Here is a 20,025-nt window from a genome sequence, read left to right as displayed (position 1 = left end):
GGCGTGCCGTCTTGGCAGAGTTGGCGGGATTTGCCCGTCGGGTCGGCGCGGTGCCATTGCTGGTGGGGGCCGGCACCCTCGTCGCCGTCGTGGGCGTGGGGTTTCTGGCGGGTGTCCGGCACGGCGCGCCCGAGCCGATCGACCTGCCGGCGGCAGCAGACGGTGCGCCGCTTGGGGTGGCGACGACTCAGCCCGCGATGCTGCGAGTGCATCTTGCCGGCGCTGTCGTGCGACCCGGCCTGTATGAGGTTCCGGCCGGCTTCCGGGTCGGCGATCTCGTCGACGCGGCAGGAGGTCCCGCCCTCGATGCCGACACCGCTGCGGTCAATCTGGCCGAGCGGCTGCGTGACGGTCAGCAGATCTACGTGCCGCTCGTAGGCGAGCAGCCGGCGATTGGCAGCGAGTCGCCCGGCGCGGCTGTCGCGGGGCCTCTCGACGTGAACGCAGCCACAGCAGCACAGATGCAGACGCTGCCGGGCATCGGCCCGTCTCTGGCGGCAGCGATCATTGCCCACCGGACAGAGCACGGGCCGTTCGGGTCGTTGGACGAGCTTGAAGAGGTACCCGGGATCGGGCCGGCCAAGCTCTCGCAGCTCAGACCGCATGCGAAGGTCTGAACCCGTCAAGGCGGCGCTGGCGGCACCTAGGCCGTTCAGGTGGCTGAGCGCAGTATCGGATCGTTGGATCGTCGCAGCGGCCATCAGCACGGCGATCGGCGCGCTCTGGGCGCCGCAAGTGTCGTGGCGGTGGGGCGCCGCAGCCGCGGCGGTCGGCATCTCCACCAGAGCACGGGTGCTCATTCCTGCTGGCCTGCTGATATTGGGCGCAGCATCGATGGGTGTGCAGATCGCGGCGCTGGAGGCTGCCAGCGGCGGGACTCTCGACGGTGAGGCCATCCTCACTGCAGACCCGGAGTGGCGGGCCGGCGCGCTGGTGGTGCCGTTCAGCGCAGAGATCAACGGGGAGCGGTTCCGGTGGGAGGGCAGGACCCGAGGTCCGCCGGCCTGGGCAGCCGAAGACGCCGCCATGGGGGAGCGTTGGCACCTCAGCGCGAGCACAGAACCAGCGGAAGACCGCGACCGTGACTTCATGTGGTCGCGCCATGTCGCAGGAAGCGCGCAGATCACCGCAGCGCACCGCATCGACGGCGGCGCTGTGCCGTTCCGGTTCGCCAATCGAGTTCGAGGCCTTGTCTCCGAATCGGGTGCTTCGCTCTCGCAGCGGGACGCTGCGCTTCTCGCAGGATTCGTCTATGGCGACGACCGCGGGCAGCTGCCCGAGGTGGTGCACGACTTCCGGGCCACCTCGCTGACCCACCTGCTCGCGGTGTCGGGTTCGAACGTGGCGTTCGTGCTGCTGCTGTTCGCGCCGCTGCTGGTCCGGCTTCGACCGCTGCTGCGGCTCGGCGCAGTCGGGCTGCTGCTCGCGCAATTCGCGGTGCTGACTCGCGGCGAGCCATCGGTGCTGCGGGCCTGCGTGCTGGCGACCTTGGCGGTCGGCGCGCACGCGATCGGCAGAAGGGCCTCGGCTCCTCGCCTGCTGGCGACTGCCGTCATCGTGCTGCTGCTGATCGATCCGTTGCTCGTGCGCTCGGTGGGATTCCAGCTCTCGGTTGCCGCCACGGCCGCCATCGTGTTCTGGGCCGGCCGCGTCGCCGGGCTGCTGTGGGGTCCGCCATGGCTCCGTCTGGCCCTCGCAGCGACGCTCGTCGCCCAAGCCGGTGTCCTGCCAGTCCAGCTAGCGGTCTTCGGATCACTGCCGCTGGCCAGCATTCCTGCCAACGTCGGGGCCGGCCCGATAGCGGGGCCGGCCATGGTCTGGGGCCTTGTCGCGGGCTTGGCCGGCGGACTCGCGGGCGATGCCGTAGCAGCGGTCTTGCACTTGCCGACGCGGTTGCTATTGGGCTGGGTCGCTTCGGTGGCCCGCTGGGGAGCAGATCTTGGCTGGCCCAACATCGAACTGGCCGAAATCGGCGGCATCGGGCTGGTGGCCGGTGCATGCATCGCCGCGGGACTGTCGGCGCGCCGCCACGGGACAGCCGTGAGAGGCTTGGTGATCGCAGCGTTCGCCGTCGGGGTATGGGTCGTGGCGGACTCGCATCGAACGCCGCCGCCGTCGGGCGCGCACCTGACCGTGCACCGCATTCACCCCACCGTCGTCGTCGTGGATCGGCCCGATGCCTCACGAGCGCTCGACCGACTCGCTACGGCCGGCATCGACGGCATCGACGTGCTGGTGGCCCGCTCGGCCAGCCGGGCCGGCCGCGAGGCGGTGCGGGCCTTGGCGGCGCGGCACGAGATCGGCCGCGTGCTCGCTCCGGAAGGTCTCGGCGGGTCGGTGCCGTACACCCCGGTGCGCAGCACTGTCACCGTCGGCGGACTGCGGGTCGCCGCCTCTGCAGAACGCCTTGAGGCAACACCCGCAACACCCGCAGTAGCGTCCGAGGAGTGGCAGGCGGAACCGTGAGACTCGTCAGCGGAACCGACGAGATCCTCACCGCCGAAGCCGTGCGAGCCGCAGTCGACGAAGGGGTGGGAGACGCCGACCGGGCCGAAGTGCTCCACGAATTCTCTGGCGACGAGTACACGATCGAAGACCTCGTCATCGCCGCATCCACTCCGCCCATGCTGGCCACGCATCGAGTGGTCGTCGCCCGGGGGTTGAGCCGCTTCGGAGCGTCCGAACTGGCCCACCTCATCGCGTGGCTCGACGATCCGTGCCCGACAACGGACCTCGTCTTGGAATGGGATGCCGGTCGCCTGCCGCGCCAGCTGTCGACTGCAGCCGAGGCCGCCGGAGGCCAGCGGGTCTCGAGTGACGTGCCCGGGGGGGCACGTCACCGCAGGACGTGGATCGAAGAACGGATCGCCGAATCGTCGGTCTCCCTGGACGCCCGCGCCAGCGCGGCAATCGCAGAACACCTCGGCTCTGATCTCAGCCGCTTGGGCTCGATCCTCGAGACGCTCGGGGCGGTTTATGGGGCCGGCATGCGCCTCGGACCCGGCGACGTGCTGCCCTACTTGGGCGCTGAGGGCGATGTGCCGCCCTGGGAGCTGACCGACGCCATTGACCGGGGCGACGTCACAGCAGCGCTTGCCGCTTTGCAGCGCATGTGGGGCGCCGGCCGGCACCCGCTGGCGGTCACCGCGTCGGTGACCAACCACATCACCCGCATGGCTCGTCTTGACGGCGCCGTCGCTGCGAGCGCGAAAGAAGCGGCGGAGGTCCTCGGACTGCGCGGTTCCACCTTCCCTGCCAGCAAAGCACTCAATGCCTGCCGTCGGCGGGGGAGCGATGGCATTGCGCGTGCCGTCGAGCTGACGGCAGCGGCCGATGTGGATCTTCGCGGACGGTCAGGACTCGACCCCCGCTGCATCACCGAGATTCTCTGCGCCCGACTTGCCGCCAGTGCCCGCTAAGACGAGCTTGAGCTTCGGCGCTCGGGCCGGCTAGGACGAGTTGCCACGGGCAGCGCGGGTGGCCAGCCGGGACTTGCGTCGCCCTGCCTCGTTGCGGTGGATGACGCCCTTGGCGGCCGCCTTGTCGAGACGCTTCTGAGCCAGACGCAGCATCTCGTCGGTGGACTCGCCGGCGGCGGCCGCACTGACCACCGCCTTCTCGCGGGTCCGCAGCTCAGAGCGCACAGCGCGATTGCGCATGCGGCGTGCCTCGTTCTGGCGATTGCGCTTGATCTGGCTCTTGATGTTGGCCACGAAGGCGATTCCTTCTGCGAGTGGATCTGGCTGGGTGATGCCCGCTGCGGGGCGGCGGACTGCCGCTGAACCGGCCCCGCAGGGTACCGTGCGGTCTGCGATGACGGACAGCACCGCTTCTATCCGGAATTTTTCGATCATCGCTCACATCGATCACGGGAAATCCACGCTGTCGGATCGGATCCTGGAGCTGACCGGCGCGGTGGAGGAGCGCTCGATGCGCGCCCAGTACCTCGACTCGATGGACCTCGAACGCGAACGCGGCATCACCATCAAGGCGCAGAACGTGCGGGTTGAGTGGCGAGGCCACACGCTGCATCTCATCGACACCCCCGGCCACGTCGACTTCGGGTACGAGGTGAGCCGTTCGCTGGCCGCGTGCGAGGGCGTGGTGCTGCTCGTCGACGCCGCGCAGGGCATCGAGGCACAGACGCTGGCCAACTGCTACCTCGCCCTCGAGGCTGACCTCGCCATCGTGCCGGTGCTCAACAAGATCGACCTGCCCGCCGCCGACCCCGATCTGTATGCGTCGGAGATCGAGCGCGTGCTCGGCATCGACGCCGGCGAAGTGCTGGCGATCTCGGCCAAGACCGGCGAGGGCGTCCCGTCGCTGCTTGACGCCATCGTCGAACGCGTCCCCCCGCCGAGCGGCGACCCCGACAGCCCGCTGCAGGCGCTGATCTTCGATTCCCACTTCGACCAGTACCGGGGTGTGATCTCCTCGGTACGGGTGGTGAACGGCCGGCTGCGCACCGGCGATCGACTGCGCTTCATGCACGCCGGCGGGGTGCACCTCGCCGAGGAGGTGGGGGTGCGAGTCCCTGCGGTGACGCCGACCGACGAGCTGGGTCCCGGCGAGGTCGGCTATCTCATTGCCGGTATCAAGGACGTGGCCGAGGCTCGGTCCGGCGAGACCGTGACCTCCGCCGCGGCCCCGGCGGAGGTGCCGCTCGAGGGCTACGACGACCCGAAGCCGATGGTCTTCTGCGGTCTGTATCCCGTCGAGGGCGACGAGTACCCCGAACTGAGAGATGCCTTGGCAAAACTCCGGCTCAACGACGCGTCGGTCACCTTCGAACCCGAGACTTCCAGCGCGCTGGGGTTCGGGTTCCGCTGCGGCTTCTTGGGCTTGCTGCACATGGAGATCGTCCGGGAACGGCTCGAACGCGAGTTCGACCTGTCGCTCATTGCCACTGCGCCCTCGGTGGCGTACCGGGTGCGGACCAGAGAAGGCGAAGACCTCGAAGTCGACAATCCCTCGGACCTGCCGCCGGCAGGCCAGGTCGACGAGATCGCCGAACCCATGCTGAACGTGTCGATCCTGACGCCGAGCGCGTACACCGGAGCAGTCATGGATCTGTGCCAGTCGCGGCGGGGGTCGATGTCGCAGATGGACTATCTCTCGCCCGAACGCATCGAGCTGCGTTACGAGCTGCCGCTGGCTGAGGTCGTGACCGACTTCTTCGACCACCTCAAGAGCCGTACCCAAGGATACGCCAGCTTGGACTACGACCACGCGGGCTACAGGGCGGAGCGCCTGGTCCGGGTCGACATCCTGCTCAACGGCGAACCGGTGGATGCCTTCTCGGCCATCTGCCACCGTGACGGGGCGTACCCCTACGGCAAGGCCATCACCGCGAAGCTGGCCGAACTCATCCCGCGCCAGCTCTTCGACGTGCCGATCCAGGCAGCCATCGGGGGCAGGATCATCGCCCGCGAGACCGTCAAGGCAAAGCGCAAGGATGTGCTCTCGAAGTGCTACGGCGGCGACATCACTCGCAAGCGGAAGCTGCTTGAGCGACAGAAAGAGGGCAAGAAGCGCATGAAGGCCATCGGGCGCGTCGAAGTCCCCAACGAAGCCTTCGTGTCAGCGCTTCGTCTCGACAATTGAGCTGCGGAGCTGCAGGCCCCAGCGGTCCGTGAGCCCGTATCGAATCGGGACTGGGAACCAGAGCGGGAAGCACAGCGCGAATACGCGGCTCGAAGCTGGCCCGAAAGGGTGTCGGTAGCATCGCCGTATCGCCATGCTGGCGTGTCGCCGTCACCCGCACGGTGACAGGCATGCGGCCCCGCTGCGGAGGAGTGATGGACGAGCGCAGAGCCACGGTGCTGCGAGCGGTCGTGGAGAGCTTCATCGAGAGCGCACAGCCGGTCGGCTCGGCCGCCGTGCTCGAGATGACCCGTCTCGACGTGTCGCCCGCAACGGTGCGCAACGATCTTGCCGCGCTCGAAGCCGACGGCTACTTGGCGCAGCCGCACACCAGTGCCGGGCGCGTTCCCACCGAAGCGGGCTACCGCTGCTTCGTGGATGGCCTCGGTCCGGGTTCGCTGGACAGCGCCGAGGTCCAGCAGGTGCGTGCGTTCTTCGCGCATGCGCAGGGGCAGATCTCCGAATTGCTGTCCGACACCAGCCGGCTGCTGTCAGACTTGACCGAGTATGCGGCGATGGTCGTGGCCCACAGCCACGACCGGGACACGATCCGCTCCGCGCAACTCGTCGACCTCGGCGGCGGGCGCCTGCTGGTCGTGTTGGTGATGTCGTCGGGTGCTGTCGAGCGCACCTATGTAGACGTGTACAGCAGCCCCGAGATGGTGGCGGCAGCCCAAGGACCAGCGACTGGAGCAGCTTCTGCGGTCCTCCATGAGGCGCTCACCGGTCGGGCAAGGTCTCGACGGCTGGACGTCCGCGCTACCGGTGACGCGGCAACCGATGCCTTGGTGGATGCTGCGCTGTCGGCGCTCGCTGCCGACGAACCCGCGACCGGTGATCTGTACGTGGGAGGCACCGCAAAGATCACTGGGCAATTCGAGGCCGTGTCGTCGCTGCGATCGGTGCTGTCAGTGCTGGAGGAGCAGCTCATGGTGGTGACACTGCTGCGCAGCTTGGTAGATCGGGGACTCAGCGTGGCGATCGGGTCGGAGACCGGCATGCAACCCCTCGCGGAGTGCTCGGTGGTGGTCGCACCCTACGAGGTCGACGGCGAGACCGTCGGCAGTGTGAGCCTGCTGGGTCCGACTCGCATGGACTATCCGAAGGCGCTCGCCGCAGTGCACACGGTGAGCCGGAGGCTGTCGGCATCGCTCGGTGACGGCGACGGAGCCCCTGCGGCGGCGAGCGCGGCGCGTTCCGCCGAGGACTGAGTTCACGCCGGATGCCTGCCGACTACTACGAACTGCTCGGTGTCAGCCGCGATGCCAGCGAGGACGAGCTCAAGCGTGCGTACCGTCGCAAGGCGCGCGCGAGCCATCCCGATGCGAATCCGGGTGACGATGGGGCCGAGGCTCGCTTCAAGGAGATCAGCAAGGCATACGCCGTGCTCTCTGATCCTGAAGCACGCGCTCGCTATGACCGCTTCGGCCATGAGGGTCTGCGCGGCGGCATGGGCGGACCCGCCTTCGACTTCGACCTGAGCGACATCTTCGAGTCGTTCTTCGGCGGCAATCCGTTCCGCAGTTCCCGTACCCGCCGACCGGCCGGTCCGCCTCGCGGCGACGACCATGAGACGGTCGTCGGCTTGGACTTCGCCGAAGCCGTCTTCGGGACAGATCGCTCCATCGACGTGCGGGCCATGGTGAGATGCGACGACTGCGACGGCTCGGGTGCCGCGCCGGGCACTGAGCCGACCGTCTGCAGGGCATGCGAGGGCGTGGGGCAGGTGCGTCAGGTGCGCCAGAGCTTCCTCGGACAGATGGTGACCACGGCGCCCTGCCTGCGATGCCGTGGGATCGGAGAGGAGGTCGCCGATCCGTGCAGATCATGCAGCGGCGAAGGACGCCGGGTTGAGCAGGTCTCGCTGGTTGTTCGGGTGCCGCCTGGAGTCGAGGGGGGGGCCACGCTTCGACTGAGCGGCCGCGGCTCGGTGGGACCCCGAGGCGGGTCTCCGGGCGATCTTTATGTGCACCTGCGCGTGGAGGAATCCGAGATGTTCGTGCGCCAGGGCGACAGCCTGGTGGCGGAACTGCCGGTCACGATGCTGCAGGCGGCGCTCGGCACGACCGTGACCTTCGAGACGCTGGATGGACCCACCGAGCTCCGCGTGGCGGCCGGCACGCAGCCCAGCGACACGATCCGTCTGGGTGGGCTGGGGGTGCCGCGCTCGAATGGCCGAGGCCGGGGCGACCTGCATGTCGTCGTGCGGGTGGACATCCCCAAGAAGCTCTCGAGAGCCGAGGCGGCGAAGTTGCGAGAAGTGGCGGCCGAGCGCGGCGAGCCTGTGGAGGGCGGGCCAGACCCTGGCCGTGACTCTGACGAGTCTTCGGCCAACGTGCATCAAGGCGACGGTGAGCTACGCGCTCCCAAGCGTCGCAAGCGCCGCAGCGCAAGGGGACGCTCGTAGGTGCACTTTCTCCGTGCTGCGCCCGTTGCTTCCTGCTCTTGTTCCCGATCTCCCATGGGTGCTGGCTCATGGGCCGCTTGGACCCGGGGCTGAGATGATCCACGACCGTCGGCGCGTCGATGCGCTGGTGGGGGCGCGCCTGCGAACGGTGCGCAAGCGCCGTCGAATGACGCTGGGCGATGTGGAGGCAGTCTCGGGCGGCGAGTTTCGCATTTCAGTGCTCGGGGCATACGAGCGAGGCGCGCGTGGGGTCGGGGTGCACCGCCTGCTGCGGCTGGCCGAGATCTACGGCGTCCCACCTGCAGAGCTCCTTCCTCCCGAACGCTCGGAGTCGGCCCTCGACGGATCGCACGCATGCAACGAGGCGGCAGCAACAGAACCGCCGGGGCATTTTCCGCCTGATGCGGTGCTCTGATGGCGAAACCGGCGATGCGCGCTGGCCCCGCACCCCGAGCGGCTGATCAGACGGCCGACGAGGGCTTCGGCGTCTACGTCCACGTTCCGTTCTGCACCCATCGCTGCGACTACTGCGCGTTTGCGACCTGGACTGACCGCAGCCATCTGATGGCCGACTACATGGCGTGCTGCAGGGACCAGGCACGAGCATTGGCCGCCGGCATGCCGCCGGTGACGTCGGTGTTCTTCGGCGGTGGCACGCCCAATCTGGTTGCGCCTTCGATGGTCGCCGCCGTGGCCGCTGAGCTGCCGCTGGCCTCGGGTGCCGAGATGACAGTTGAGTGCAATCCGGATCTGGTCACCTCTGCGGGGATGCGGGCCTACCGCGACATGGGCGTGAACCGCATCAGCCTCGGGGTGCAGTCGATGGCGCCTCATGTGCTGGCTGCGCTGGGTCGCCAGCACGATCCATCCATGGTCACTGCGTCGGTCGATGCAGTCCGCAGTGCGGGCATCGGCCTGCTCAGCCTCGATCTCATCTTCGGCTCGCCTGCCGAGTCGGCAGCCGACTGCGAGCGCACGCTGGCTGCTGCCATTGCGCTCGAACCGGATCACCTGAGCGTGTACGGGCTGACGCCTGAGCCGGGCACGCCATTGGGGGACAACCCGTCCCGCCATCCCGACGATGACGACATGGCCGACAAGTACATGATCATCGACAGGACGCTGGAGCGGGCCGGATTCGAGATGTACGAGATCTCCAACTGGGCTCGGCCCGGCGCGCGATGCCGTCACAACTTGCTGTATTGGCATCAGGGTGCCTACGCAGGCATCGGCTGTGCTGCGCACAGCCATCGCGACGGCCGCCGGTTCTGGAGCGTGCGCACTCCGGAGCGCTTCATCGCGGCAATCAGGTCGGGAGCGTCGGTCGAGGCGGGAAGCGAATCGCTTGGCCCCGACGAACGTCGGCTGGAGGCACTGCAGCTTGCGCTGCGCACCTCGACAGGCGTTCCCGCCGGAGCGGTGCCTGACGAAGTGGCAGATCTGGTGATGCCCGCCGGTGACGGCCGTCTCCGGTTGAACACGCGAGGTCGGCTTCTGGCCAATGAGGTCGCCATTCGACTGCATCTCTGACCGCAAAGTCACTCTGAGGCATCGCCTTGCGGCGCCGCAGCTGCGGGCTGGCCGGACTCGATGCTCAAGTCGCCATAGTGCAGCACCACGACATCGCAGCTCAGGCGCGGCAGGTCATCCCCGTCCATGAGCGCCCATTGTCCGCTTGGCAGTGTCAACAGGTCCGCGTCGGGTCCGTGATCGGGAACTGCGGCTGACGACGGCTCTGCGCAGTCGATGTCGGCGGCCTCGCCGTCAGCGCTCTGGGGCGTGCCCGCTTCGGAGCACTCGGGTCGGGCAGTGCCATAGAGCAGTGTCACACGGCTGCCGGTGGAGTCGTCGGTGCTCAGTGTGGTCGGCGGTGACGCTCGCGAGGTGCTGTCGGCGTCGGGTTCGATCAGCCCTGTGCCGTCCGGGTCCAGCGTGCCGAACTCGGCTGCAACGGTCGAGGTGCTGGACCCGATCGGCACATTCGCCGGACGGAGAGAGCTCGCCGTCTGGGTGGCTGGTTCGCCGCCGGAGAGCACTCGCCAACTGGCGATGACGACGATGACGAGCGCGATCGCCGCAGCCGGGGTGGCCATCCGACGAAGATCCCGCCTCGACGGTTCCCGCTCGGGTGTCAGATGATGACCGCGGACCCCGACGTCGAATGGGGCCGGGTTCGCTGGGTGACGGATCGCTCCCAAGCGGGAGATCCAGGTCTGCAACGCGGCACTGTCATGCGGTGCCTCGGCTGCAGCAGCAGCCAGATCTCGGGTCGCGCTCAGAGCGTCGCCGCAGCCTCGGCGCTCCGCGGCGCTTGCGACGGCGCGATCCGTGCGCGTGAGCTCGGCCTCGGCGATTGCGGCGATACCGCCAAGATCGGCTTCCGGAGGATGCTTCTGTGGGTCTGCCGGCCCCGTGGCGTCGCCGAAGCCGCAGAGCACGGGGCGCAGGGGCCGTGCGAGCAGGACATGATCGCGGCTGAGCGCGCCGTGACGGATGCCTCGCTGGTGGAGATCGGCGACAGTGTTCCCCAAGGCAATGAGGACATCGAGCACATCGGTGAATCCGAGCGGCGGGTGCTCGATGAGCGTCGCTGCTTCAAGATATTGCAGCCGGAGTTCGCAGCGGTCAGCGGACTCGTCGAACCCGACCGGGGTGACCACACCTTCGTCGCGAATGGTGTTGAGCAGATCAGCCTCGTGGCGCAATCGGGAACACTCGGCACCCGTCGCATGCTTGACCAAGACAGCGCTGCCGGTTCCGTCGTCGCGGACTGTCGGACTTCTGAGCATATTGAAAAACTATAAAAAATCATAGAAACTATTCAAACGAATTCTTTGATGGCTGCACGGTCGGCTCGTGAGATCAGCCGGAGAGGCGTACATGTCCGGCCGCTTGAGCCTCGATGCGTCTAGTCCTCGCACCGCTGACATCTCCGATCAGGCCGATGATCCGTCGTGCCGAGCCAGACACCGAGACACGCACAGCCGCAGGACCTGACGCCGAGACGGCCACCGAGATCGAACCTGGCTCGAATACGGACGACAGGCGGTCGGATGCGGTGCGCTGGGCCCAACCGAGCAGGTGCCGCAGGCGGGAAGGATCCAAGCGATAGACGCCGTGGCGGCGCAGGGCAGCCTCGTCTATGGCGAGAGTGAGCAGATCGTTCGCAAGCGACGAAGCCGCGGAGGCGGCCTCGCGCTGCGCAACGAAGACAGCAGCGCTGTCGACGGTGATGCTTGCCAGCAACGCCACGATCAGCACGCCGACCGGCACCAGCAGCAGGGCCGTGCCCCGTTCGCACTCGCGTCCCCGTGATGTTGAGCTCTCGTACTGTCCCATGACAGGGCGCTGTTCAGGACGGCATCTGGCAGGGCGCCCGCCCACCGAGCCCATGCCGGAACGGGTCGACGATCTCGCTGGCGCGGGCACGGATGATCATCGAGGACCGGCGTGATCGCGCCAGCGCCAGCTGGGGGACTTCCTGGCTCGCCTCAAATGTCACCCGCTCGCAACGAGCCAGCCGGGGCATGCCGACCGGAGCGATGGCTCCAGTGCCGTCGATGCGGTAGCCGGAGATCGCCGCGGTGCCCGCCGTGACAGCAGAACCGGTGGCATCCGAAGCTCTCCCGCCAGGATGCTCGACGAATGCTCTGGCGGCCTCGCCGGCACCGGCGATGACGGCCAGCTTGGCGTCGAGTGCCGTCCAGGCTTGAGCGAACATCAGCGTCCCGACGACGAATACGAGCACCACGAACGGCAACACTTCAGCGCCTACCAGGCCGGCTTCGTCCCGTTGGTCGAACACCGTGCGTGCCTCGGCCCGTTATCCGCCCGCATCGAAGCGGGCAAGCTCGCGCCGCATCTCGAATCTGCGCTCGATGCTTCCCAGCCCCGAGAGTGCCGCTGCGCCGGGGAGCAGGTTCGGGGGCCTTGCTGTGATCTCCAACGCGACGACGTCCGCGGTCGTGATCCACCGGACCGACTCGACTTCCATCGACGACCCGAACCGCGACCGGAGCCACTGCTCTGCCTCTGCGATGGCTTCGGGACTGCCGCCGCCGAGCGCAGCCCGCCGCGTCGCTTCGTGGCCCGTCGCTGTGACGATCGAGGTGCTGAACAGGTGCACAGCGACTTGGACGGAGAGCATCAGGAACGCCCCGAACGCCAGCACGCCCCACGGCAACGCAACGAGTCCGACACCGTCCTCATCGCGGTGTCGCGCTGCCCGGCGAGTGGTCACTTGCCGATCTTGGAGATCTCGGAATTGGTCGTTTCTTCCGCGTTCTCCCACAGCGCCTTGAAGCCGACCCACATGAGGGCGCCCAGCGAGGCGATGATCAGCACGGCGATGGCGGCCGAGATCACCCCTTCGCCGCGTTGATCGCGTCTGGGCTGATCGCGTCTGGGCTGATCGCGTTCAAGCAGACAGCGTCGGGGTTGACGGCGTCTGAGCCAAGGACGGCTGCACCTCAGCAAGGCCAGCGTGCTGCGGCCCTCCGGGGTCCAGAGGCCGCTGCCTGCGAATGCTGCGCTGAGCGCGGCGAATCCAGAGGCATCTGCCATCGCAAGCGCCGATTCGCCGAGATCTGCCAACGTCGCCAGTGCCGTCAGTGTCGTCATGTCCATGATGTGTCCTTTCGGTGAAAGTCAGTGATGTGCTTGGTCGGGTTGCGCATGGCGCGGCAACTGTCACAGTGCCGCATAGCCGCGCAGTGCGTCGCTGAACGGGATCGCCAGCAGGACGGCACCCGGGACCAGTGCTGCGACCGTGACAGGAATCCACACCTGCTCGTTGCGGCGCTCGATGCGCTCGATGAGGCGACGGTGAGCCTCCATGCGGGCGGAGCGGGCTTCGTCAGACACCAGCGTGGCGATGTCCGTTGCGTCAGAGTGCAAGGTGAGCACGCCGACGAATCTGCGGACCTCTGCCGAGCCGGCGGCATCGGCCCATTCGGCCAGCGCCACCTCGACCGAGATGCCTCCCGACACCCGGGAAGTGACCCGCTCGAGTCCCGCAGTGCAGATTCCCTCGCCACGTTGCGCTGCCGCTCGCAGCGCCCCGGTCAGCGACATGCCGCTCGCAAGCAGCATGCCGATGTGCTCGGCGACGATCGGCAGTTCCTCGGTGAGGTGTGCTCGCCGCAAGGTCACCTGAGCGCTCAAACGGTGTTCGAATATGGCGAACGATGCGCTGGCCGTCGCCAGCGCCCCGCCCAGAGCGAGCATCGGACGTGCCCCTGCGAGGCTGAGCAACGTCGCGCAGGCTGCGAGCGCGCCGACGGCGCAGATGAACTGCCGGGAGCGAAAGCTCGACGGCGACTGCGCTCGACCGGCACCCGACAGCCGGGCGGCGAGTTCGGCGTCGGCGTCGAACTGGGCGGCGACTCGCCCGGCGACCACCCTCAGTCGAGTCACAGCAGGAATACTCGCTTGCGTTGCGGGATTGCCATGATCCGCCCTGCCCACAACCAGCAGCCGATCACGGCCAGCACGCTGAACGCCACGAGCCACTGGCCGTCGGGTGCCTGGTAGGCCTCTCGGCCGCGCCCGATGCTCAGGCCGATCATCGCCATGAACCCCGGCACCAGCGCGACGAAGCCGCGTGCAAAGCGGGCGCCGGCCTGCTTCGCGCGGGCATCAGAGCGGGCTGCGGCTTCAGCGTGTGCAGCCTCGGCCAGCCCGCGCAGGCGAGTCTCGAGTCGTACGCCGCCGATCTGGTGAGCAGCCAGCAGCGTCTCGCAGATCGCATCGGTGGTCGGGTCGGCCAATGATGTCTTCAATAGACGCAGCGATGACTCGAAGTCGGTGCTCAGGACCCACGCCCGTGCGGCTTCCTCGAATGCGTGGCGCATGTCCGCCGGTGCCCCGGTGCCCGCAGCGAACAGCGCAGCCGGAATGGACTGATTCCGATGTGCCACACCGATACGGATTTCTGCGAGCAGTCCCGGCCATGCTTGCCGGGATTGCGCGGTGCGCCACCGGCGGCGAGCCGCTGTCGAGCGCCCCGGCATGACAGCGCTGCAGGCGGCGATCAGCGCCGGCGCGATGAATCCCCCGAACAGCATCCAAGCTGCTGTCCACCCAGCCAGCGCTGCGGCGACGGCGCTGAGAGTTCCCAGCAGCAATCGCCGCGGCGACGCAGTGGGCGATGCGCCCAGAGCGCTCGACCATCGACGCGGCACCAGTGACATATCGGCATGGGCTGTCACGAGCAGCCACACGCCCAACGCGCCACAGACCGCAAGGGCACCCCCGATCACGGCACATTCCCTGCTGTGGCAAGGCTCTCCTGCGCGGCGCCTGTCCATGCGAAGCCGGCGGTCTCGAGCTGTGCTGCACGACGCCGTGGCATGCCCCCGGTGCGAGTGGCCATGTCGTTAGGCCGTCGGCTGGCGTACAGCAGCGTCGTCTCGAACGTGGCTGCCCCGTCGCCGCCTGCGGGATCCTCTACTGCCGCGATCTCGGTGACGTGCACGCCTTCGGGGCCTCGCTGCAAGTGCACCACCACGTCGATCGATTCGGCAACGAGCTGGGTGATCGCTGCCACCGGCATCTCTCGTACTTCTGGAGCGAGCTGGCACATGAGCCTGAGCCTGCCGAGTGCTTGACGCGCCGATCCCGCGTGGATGGTGGCGTATCCCGTCACGCCGCTGGAGAGTGTCAGCAGCAGCGGCACTGCCTCGCGGTCGCGGACCTCGCCCACGATGGCCACATCGGGCGCCATGCGGAGGAAGCCGGTGACGAGACGCCTCAGGTCGACCGGTGAGCGCTCGGCTTGGGCCGGCCGGGTTTGCATAGCAGCGACATTCGGCAGCGGTATGTCGAGTTCGAACACCTCCTCGGCGGTGACGACGCGGAGATGCGGATCGAGCTCAGCAGCGCAGCATCCCAGCAGCGTGGTCTTGCCGCTGCCGGGCGCCCCCGCGATCAGGATCGAGAGCCGGGCGCGCACCGCAGCACGCAGGAACTCAGCAATCTCGCCGGTCACCGTGCCGTTGGCCGCCAAGTCGCTCAGGCTCGAGAACGGGATCCCGGTGAACTTGCGGATATTGAAGATCAGGTTGCCGCCGCGGCCGATGTCGGGATGAACGATATGGAGCCTGGCCCCGTCGTCGAGCTGCGCGTCCTGCAGTCCCTCGGTGGGATCCAGCTTGCGGTGCGATGTGGTTGCGTCGTCGATGATCCTCGTCAGCGTGCGCCGGACATGCTCGCCGTCGTGGAAGACCTCGTGGTGACGTCCGGAGGGGCCGCGGTGGCGCTTGACGAAGATCTCCTGTGGAGTATTGACCATTATTTCCCACACGTCTGTGTCGGCGAGCAGCGCTTCAAGCGGCCCGTACCCCAGCAGGTCGCGCCGCACCCGGTCAGCGATGCTCTCGACGTCGGTCACGGCTCGGCTGCGTACCCCGCGCTTGAAGTCGAGATTCCACCTCCGGGCCTCGTCATGGGCGAGAGCAGTGATGGCCGCGTCCGCGCCCGGTGCACGGGGGTCCACTCCGGCGTCGTGAGCCCGTTCCATCACCGAGCGCTCGATTGCGGCAAGCGCGTCAAGGTCCGTCATGTCACGATCTTTCATGTCACGATCACCGTCCCGATCACGGGAGGCCCCAAGTCCGGATCAGCGTGATGGCATCCGCATCCGCTGCTGCCGCCAACGCCGTCGCCACGGCAAGATCGGGCACCTGCAGCGTCACGGTGACAGTGGCCGCCGGATGCCGTTCCTCTGAACGATCGTCGACGTCAAGCACGCCGGCATCGCGGGCGACGACCGTTGCGCCCGATGCCTCGGTGTGCCCGGTGGCCACCACATCCACTCGATCGCCCGGTCCGACCAAGCCGTTGAGCGCTCGCGGACGGTCCAGTTCAACGGCGACGGCGTAGCCCGCTTGGATGCCTTGGGCATCGCCGGGCGAGGTGACATCGCTGTGTGCCAGCAACTCACCAGGGTGCACGTGGCTCGCGACGAGAGTGCCGACGACCGCGTCATGGCGATCGAAAACCGTGGCGGCGACTTCGGCCGGCAGCCGGATCGGCACGAGAGCGATGTCGGCAGCTTCGACGATCACGCCGGGCACAAGCAGCGTCCGCGCTATCGCGTAGTGCGTCTCCGGCTCGGCCGCTGACTGCTCGAACGCCCACCACAAGCCGAGCGCTGCGACGCCGCACAGAGCGCCTCCGACGACAACTCGCGTCTGGACAGTTTTTTGCGTCGCGCCGACGCTGCAGCGCAGTTCGGTCGCAGGCATCCCGGCCCGGTGACCGGGGGGTGGCATCGATTCGCGAGACACATCGCGAACATAGCCACTTCGGCTTGGAAAGACAAGAAATTAAATGAAAATGGCTAAAATTCCACCAATATGTCGTATAGATATGGCGATATAGCGCGCAGTAGCAATGATCCATGTCGAAATGCGCTCTACCGCGATGCGCGCCCACTAGCGTTTGGACCAAGAGGTCGGCAGATTTTCTGCCATGTTGATGGCCGAGGGACCGCGAGGAGCGATCATGCCCGACGAGCCGAAAGATCCCGACGACAGCGGCGGAACGAGCCAGGTCGCCTATGGCGAGATCGTTTGGCTGTCGACGCGGAAGGCGGCGGATCGCATGGGCATCACCACGCGGACGCTGTACCGCTTCATCGACCACGGCGATGTGCCCGCCTACCGGTTCGGGCGCGTGATCCGGCTGCGGCTGTCCGATGTCGACGACTTCATCGAGCAGTGCAGGGTTGAACCGGGAAGCCTTGAGCACCTCTATCCCGAGGCGCGGCTGTCCGACCTCGACGAAGGTGACGAGGATCCCGAAGCGAACGACGACGATTGAACGCCCCCGAAATTCCGCCCGCTGGCGCCGATGCGCCGGCGGGCGTGTGGAGCACGATAAATCCGCGCTTCGGATTGCGACCCGACTGGTGCCGTTCGGGCGCTCGGGGACTCTGGCCAGCCGGGTTCGCGGCGCTCTTCGCCATCGGCCTCGGGGGTTCGATCGCCCTGTTGGCGGTCTCGCTCGCGGCAGGACGCGTGGGATTCGAGAACACGCTGGCGGACGATCTGCTCGAATTGCCCGTGATCGAGCAGTTCATCCTGGTGGCGCTGCTCGCGCCGCTGCTCGAGGAGTTCCTGTTCCGACTCCCGCTTGCTGGGAAGTTGCGCATCGGAATGCTCGCAGCGGTCGGCGCGGTCGGGCTGTTCAGCTTCTTGGTAGGTCCCTATCTCGGCTCACTCCCGGAAGCTGACGAGGCAGTTAGCACAGTCGGCTTTCTCGACTTCGCGCTCGGCCTCGAAGCGGTGCTGTTCGTCGCTGTCCTGTTCGGCGCCGTGCTCGTTGTGCCCGGAGTTCTGTGGATTCAGTCGCTGATCGTCAGTGTGGGAGGCGGAGGCCGTGAGGACGACGCAGCGCCGGCGAGGCGCCAGTGGCGTGATGTCGCCGCAGGCTGGTGGGAGACGCACCCGCGCTGGCCGATCTGGAGCGCGATCGCCGCCTTCGGCTTGGTGCACCTGAGCAATTACGACGTGAACTGGTCGGTTGCGGCGGTGGCCGTGGTGCCGCTCGTCGTCAGCCCGCAGCTGTGGCTGGGCCTCATGTTCACGATCGCCCGTGTGCGATACGGATGGTGGGCTGGCCTCGTCCTGCATGCGGTTCACAACCTGTCGGTCTGGGGCGTCTCGAGCTTGCTGAGCGAACTCGAGGCGACGTAGCCGTTCCGGGGAGATCCCAGAAAAACCTGCGGCACCGTCGCGTGGGCCATCGGTACCCTTGCGCGCGATCGGGACATTCGGCACGGTGCAGATCTTCGACACGATGACGCGGCGCAAGACCGCATTCGTCCCGCGGACGCCGGGCGAAGTCTCGGTGTACGTGTGCGGTCCGACGGTGTACGACGTGCCGCACCTGGGTCATGGCCGCACTGCGCTGACCTACGACGTCATCCGGCGGTACCTCGAGTGGGACGGATTCGAGGTGACGGTGGCGTCCAACGTCACCGACATCGACGACAGGATCGTGGAGCGCGCCCTGCGTGAGGGCCGCACCGAGGCCGAGGTAGCAGCCGAGTTCACGGCTGCCTACGACGCCCAGATGGATCGGCTCGGCGTGCTGCGGCCACATTCGCGTCCCCATGCCACGCATTTCATCTCCCAGATGATCGACGTGATCTCCGAACTGCTGTCGATGGGATCTGCCTACGAAGTGGCAGGCAAGGGCGTGTACTTCGCGGTCGACTCGGCCCCTGGATATGGGCAGCTCGCCGGCCGCACGCTCGATCAGCTCAATGCCGATGCTGGCGCGCGCATCGATGTCGACCCCGACAAGCGCTCGCCGCTCGACTTCGCACTGTGGAAGGCAGCGCAGCCGGGCGAGCCCCGCTGGGATACCCCTTGGGTGCAGGGACGGCCCGGCTGGCACACCGAGTGCGTCGCTATGTCGCTCAGCGCGCTCGGCCCCGGCTTTGACATCCACGGCGGGGGAGACGACCTGGTCTTCCCGCATCACCAGAACGAATGGGCGCAAGTGACAGCTGCAGGCGAATCGTTCGCCCGCTACTGGGTGCACAGTGCCATGGTGAACGTCGGCAGCGAGAAGATGGCCAAGTCGCTGGGCAACTACACGCAGCTCGCCGATGCGATCGACGCGGCCGGCGCCCGCGCTGTGCGCTTGCTGGTGCTGCAGACCCACTACCGCAGGGCAATGGAGATGGGTCCTGAGGCGCTCGAAGCAGCCCGCAGTGCTGTCGGACGGCTCGATGCCTTCGCTCGCCGCGCCGTCGCATCGGGTATTTCACCCGACGCGCAGGCGTCGGTACGGCGGCCTGACATCGAAGCTCGGACTGGCGCTGGTCTGGATGTCGAGGCCGTCAGCGCATTCGCCGCTGCGATGGATGACGACTTCTCCACACCGACCGCGCTCGACGTGATCTTCCGCTTGGTGCGTCGTGCGAACGCCGCGCTTGACGCCGGTGGGGGGGGAGCAGCGCGTGACGCGAGCACGGCGCTGCACCTGCTCGCAGTCCTCGGTGTCACGGTGGGCCACGAGGCCGACGGCGCCGTGCCGGCCGACGGGATGACAGACGACGAAGTGGAAGCGCTCCTCGAGGAACGGGCAGCGGCACGCGCCGCCCGGGACTTCGCAACCTCTGATCGCATCCGCGACGAGCTTGCCTCCGCCGGCATCGTCGTGTCCGACAGTCCGGACGGCACCGCTTGGCACCGCCGCTAGCAGGATGCTGAAATATGCGGGCGTGGCCAAGGGTGCAAATCCCTGACCTGCGGATTTGCACTCGGCAACTGCCCGAAAACCGACTTTTTCAGCCCTCTGCTAGATGCGGCGGATCACTGTCACGACCTTGCCGTAGATGGTGACCTCGTCGGAAGAGCAGACGATCGGGCGATGGTCGGGATTGGCCGGCTCGAGTACCACGTCGTCGCCGGAGAGCTGATACCGCTTGACCGTGCCTTCCTCGCCGTAGATCCCCGCAACGACAATGTCACCGTCCTCAGCGTGCGACTGGTGCCGCGCGACGACGTAGTCACGGTCCCAGATGCCTGCATCGATCATCGAATCGCCCCGGACTCGCAACATGAACAGCTCGCCGCTGCCGGTGAAATCCGCGGGCAGAGGAAGGAGTTCTTCCACGTTTTGCTGGGCCAACACGTCGGTTCCCGCAGCAACATCGCCGATGAGGGGCACATGCCGAGCGGGCCGCCGTTCTCCTTTCACACCTGTCTGCCAGTCGAAGTTCACGATGAGGGCTCTCGGACGGGACGGATCGCGCCTGACCCAGCCTTCGGCTTCCAGCGTGCGCAGGTGCCGGTGCACGGTCGCAGGCGACTTGAGGTCGAGCTCCTCGCCGATTTCTCGCACTGACGGGGGATAGCCGCGTTCGCGCTGCGTCTCGTCGATGAACGCGAGCATTCTGCGCTGGCGTTCGCTCAGATGCGCGACTCGCTCGTCGGCAGGACTGGCATCTCTCATCGTGA

The 20,025-nt window shown here is 67.5% G+C and carries 23 protein-coding genes; 12 read left to right on the top strand and 11 right to left on the bottom strand.

Annotated features, from left to right (window positions below; translation table 11 throughout):
• Window positions 1-11: 11 nt before the first annotated feature.
• The 3 genes from ACOGXQ_RS02290 to holA are packed head-to-tail and all read left to right on the top strand — an operon-like array spanning window position 12 to window position 3,419.
• Entirely contained in the window at window positions 12-617 is a 606-nt protein-coding gene (locus tag ACOGXQ_RS02290; protein WP_419945847.1) for a helix-hairpin-helix domain-containing protein, read from the top strand.
• Window positions 604-2,466, top strand: a complete 1,863-nt coding sequence (locus ACOGXQ_RS02285; protein WP_419945846.1) for a ComEC/Rec2 family competence protein — start codon at window positions 604-606, stop codon at window positions 2,464-2,466. The genes ACOGXQ_RS02290 and ACOGXQ_RS02285 overlap by 14 nt, the downstream gene beginning before the upstream one ends.
• A complete protein-coding gene (gene holA, locus ACOGXQ_RS02280; RefSeq protein WP_419945845.1) occupies window positions 2,448-3,419 on the top strand; it encodes a DNA polymerase III subunit delta in 972 nt (323 codons plus the stop codon). Before ACOGXQ_RS02285 ends, holA begins: the two co-directional genes overlap by 19 nt.
• Window positions 3,420-3,449: 30 nt before the next feature.
• Here holA and rpsT read toward each other — a convergent pair whose 3' ends face one another.
• Entirely contained in the window at window positions 3,450-3,713 is a 264-nt protein-coding gene (gene rpsT / locus ACOGXQ_RS02275) for a 30S ribosomal protein S20 (RefSeq protein ID WP_419945844.1), read from the bottom strand.
• A gap of 37 nt (window positions 3,714-3,750) precedes the next feature.
• Here rpsT and lepA point away from each other — a divergent pair, with 37 nt between their 5' ends.
• The 5 genes from lepA to hemW all read left to right on the top strand — a co-directional run bounded on the left by lepA (window position 3,751) and on the right by hemW (window position 9,580).
• On the top strand, window positions 3,751-5,604 hold the full coding sequence (gene lepA / locus ACOGXQ_RS02270; RefSeq protein ID WP_419945843.1) for a translation elongation factor 4: 1,854 nt from the start codon (window positions 3,751-3,753) through the stop codon (window positions 5,602-5,604).
• 194 nt (window positions 5,605-5,798) lie between these two features.
• Entirely contained in the window at window positions 5,799-6,854 is a 1,056-nt protein-coding gene (hrcA, locus tag ACOGXQ_RS02265; protein WP_419945842.1) for a heat-inducible transcriptional repressor HrcA, read from the top strand.
• A gap of 11 nt (window positions 6,855-6,865) precedes the next feature.
• On the top strand, window positions 6,866-8,050 hold the full coding sequence (gene dnaJ, locus ACOGXQ_RS02260) for a molecular chaperone DnaJ (RefSeq protein ID WP_419945841.1): 1,185 nt from the start codon (window positions 6,866-6,868) through the stop codon (window positions 8,048-8,050).
• Window positions 8,051-8,144: 94 nt separating this feature from the next.
• Window positions 8,145-8,465: a helix-turn-helix domain-containing protein gene (locus ACOGXQ_RS02255; RefSeq protein ID WP_419945840.1), complete on the top strand. Its 321-nt coding sequence runs from the start codon at window positions 8,145-8,147 to the stop codon at window positions 8,463-8,465.
• Window positions 8,465-9,580, top strand: coding sequence for a radical SAM family heme chaperone HemW (hemW, locus tag ACOGXQ_RS02250; RefSeq protein ID WP_419945839.1), 1,116 nt, complete (start codon window positions 8,465-8,467; stop codon window positions 9,578-9,580). The genes ACOGXQ_RS02255 and hemW overlap by 1 nt, the downstream gene beginning before the upstream one ends.
• An 8-nt stretch (window positions 9,581-9,588) precedes the next feature.
• Here the strand turns inward: hemW and ACOGXQ_RS02245 are convergent, their stop codons facing one another.
• On the bottom strand, window positions 9,589-10,143 hold the full coding sequence (locus tag ACOGXQ_RS02245) for a hypothetical protein (RefSeq protein WP_419945838.1): 555 nt from the start codon (window positions 10,141-10,143) through the stop codon (window positions 9,589-9,591).
• A 45-nt stretch (window positions 10,144-10,188) separates the two neighbouring features.
• On the opposite strand from ACOGXQ_RS02245, the gene ACOGXQ_RS02240 reads away from it, so the two are divergent.
• Window positions 10,189-10,854: a hypothetical protein gene (locus tag ACOGXQ_RS02240; protein WP_419945837.1), complete on the top strand. Its 666-nt coding sequence runs from the start codon at window positions 10,189-10,191 to the stop codon at window positions 10,852-10,854.
• Window positions 10,855-10,912: 58 nt separating this feature from the next.
• Here the strand turns inward: ACOGXQ_RS02240 and ACOGXQ_RS02235 are convergent, their stop codons facing one another.
• From ACOGXQ_RS02235 to ACOGXQ_RS02200, 8 genes are all read right to left on the bottom strand, one after another.
• A complete protein-coding gene (locus ACOGXQ_RS02235; protein ID WP_419945836.1) occupies window positions 10,913-11,389 on the bottom strand; it encodes a hypothetical protein in 477 nt (158 codons plus the stop codon).
• Between the two features lie 13 nt (window positions 11,390-11,402).
• A complete protein-coding gene (locus tag ACOGXQ_RS02230) occupies window positions 11,403-11,855 on the bottom strand; it encodes a hypothetical protein (RefSeq protein WP_419945835.1) in 453 nt (150 codons plus the stop codon).
• Between the two features lie 18 nt (window positions 11,856-11,873).
• Entirely contained in the window at window positions 11,874-12,290 is a 417-nt protein-coding gene (locus ACOGXQ_RS02225; RefSeq protein WP_419945834.1) for a hypothetical protein, read from the bottom strand.
• On the bottom strand, window positions 12,287-12,676 hold the full coding sequence (locus ACOGXQ_RS02220; protein ID WP_419945833.1) for a hypothetical protein: 390 nt from the start codon (window positions 12,674-12,676) through the stop codon (window positions 12,287-12,289). Before ACOGXQ_RS02220 ends, ACOGXQ_RS02225 begins: the two co-directional genes overlap by 4 nt.
• 63 nt (window positions 12,677-12,739) lie before the next feature.
• Window positions 12,740-13,465, bottom strand: a complete 726-nt coding sequence (locus tag ACOGXQ_RS02215) for a type II secretion system F family protein (protein WP_419945832.1) — start codon at window positions 13,463-13,465, stop codon at window positions 12,740-12,742.
• Window positions 13,462-14,310, bottom strand: coding sequence for a type II secretion system F family protein (locus ACOGXQ_RS02210; protein WP_419945831.1), 849 nt, complete (start codon window positions 14,308-14,310; stop codon window positions 13,462-13,464). The genes ACOGXQ_RS02215 and ACOGXQ_RS02210 overlap by 4 nt, the downstream gene beginning before the upstream one ends.
• Window positions 14,307-15,626 carry a CpaF family protein gene (locus tag ACOGXQ_RS02205; protein ID WP_419945830.1) on the bottom strand — a complete coding sequence of 440 codons (1,320 nt, stop codon included), beginning with the start codon at window positions 15,624-15,626 and terminating at the stop codon, window positions 14,307-14,309. The genes ACOGXQ_RS02210 and ACOGXQ_RS02205 overlap by 4 nt, the downstream gene beginning before the upstream one ends.
• A gap of 19 nt (window positions 15,627-15,645) precedes the next feature.
• Entirely contained in the window at window positions 15,646-16,296 is a 651-nt protein-coding gene (locus tag ACOGXQ_RS02200; RefSeq protein ID WP_419945829.1) for an RcpC/CpaB family pilus assembly protein, read from the bottom strand.
• 226 nt (window positions 16,297-16,522) lie between these two features.
• Between ACOGXQ_RS02200 and ACOGXQ_RS02195 the strand changes: the two genes are divergently transcribed.
• From ACOGXQ_RS02195 to cysS, 3 genes are all read left to right on the top strand, one after another.
• Window positions 16,523-16,873, top strand: coding sequence for a helix-turn-helix domain-containing protein (locus ACOGXQ_RS02195; protein ID WP_419945828.1), 351 nt, complete (start codon window positions 16,523-16,525; stop codon window positions 16,871-16,873).
• 44 nt (window positions 16,874-16,917) lie between these two features.
• Complete coding sequence (locus ACOGXQ_RS02190) at window positions 16,918-17,748, top strand: hypothetical protein (protein WP_419945827.1); 831 nt, start codon at window positions 16,918-16,920, stop codon at window positions 17,746-17,748.
• 85 nt (window positions 17,749-17,833) lie between these two features.
• Window positions 17,834-19,264, top strand: a complete 1,431-nt coding sequence (gene cysS / locus ACOGXQ_RS02185; RefSeq protein ID WP_419945826.1) for a cysteine--tRNA ligase — start codon at window positions 17,834-17,836, stop codon at window positions 19,262-19,264.
• Between the two features lie 99 nt (window positions 19,265-19,363).
• On the opposite strand, the gene lexA is transcribed toward cysS, so the two are convergent.
• Window positions 19,364-20,020: a transcriptional repressor LexA gene (gene lexA, locus ACOGXQ_RS02180; RefSeq protein ID WP_419945825.1), complete on the bottom strand. Its 657-nt coding sequence runs from the start codon at window positions 20,018-20,020 to the stop codon at window positions 19,364-19,366.
• Window positions 20,021-20,025 lie beyond the last annotated feature (5 nt).

Source organism: Candidatus Poriferisodalis sp. (assembly GCF_965208485.1).
In the GTDB taxonomy this organism is placed as follows: domain Bacteria; phylum Actinomycetota; class Acidimicrobiia; order Acidimicrobiales; family Poriferisodalaceae; genus Poriferisodalis.
This window is presented reverse-complemented; position numbering and strand designations above follow the sequence as displayed.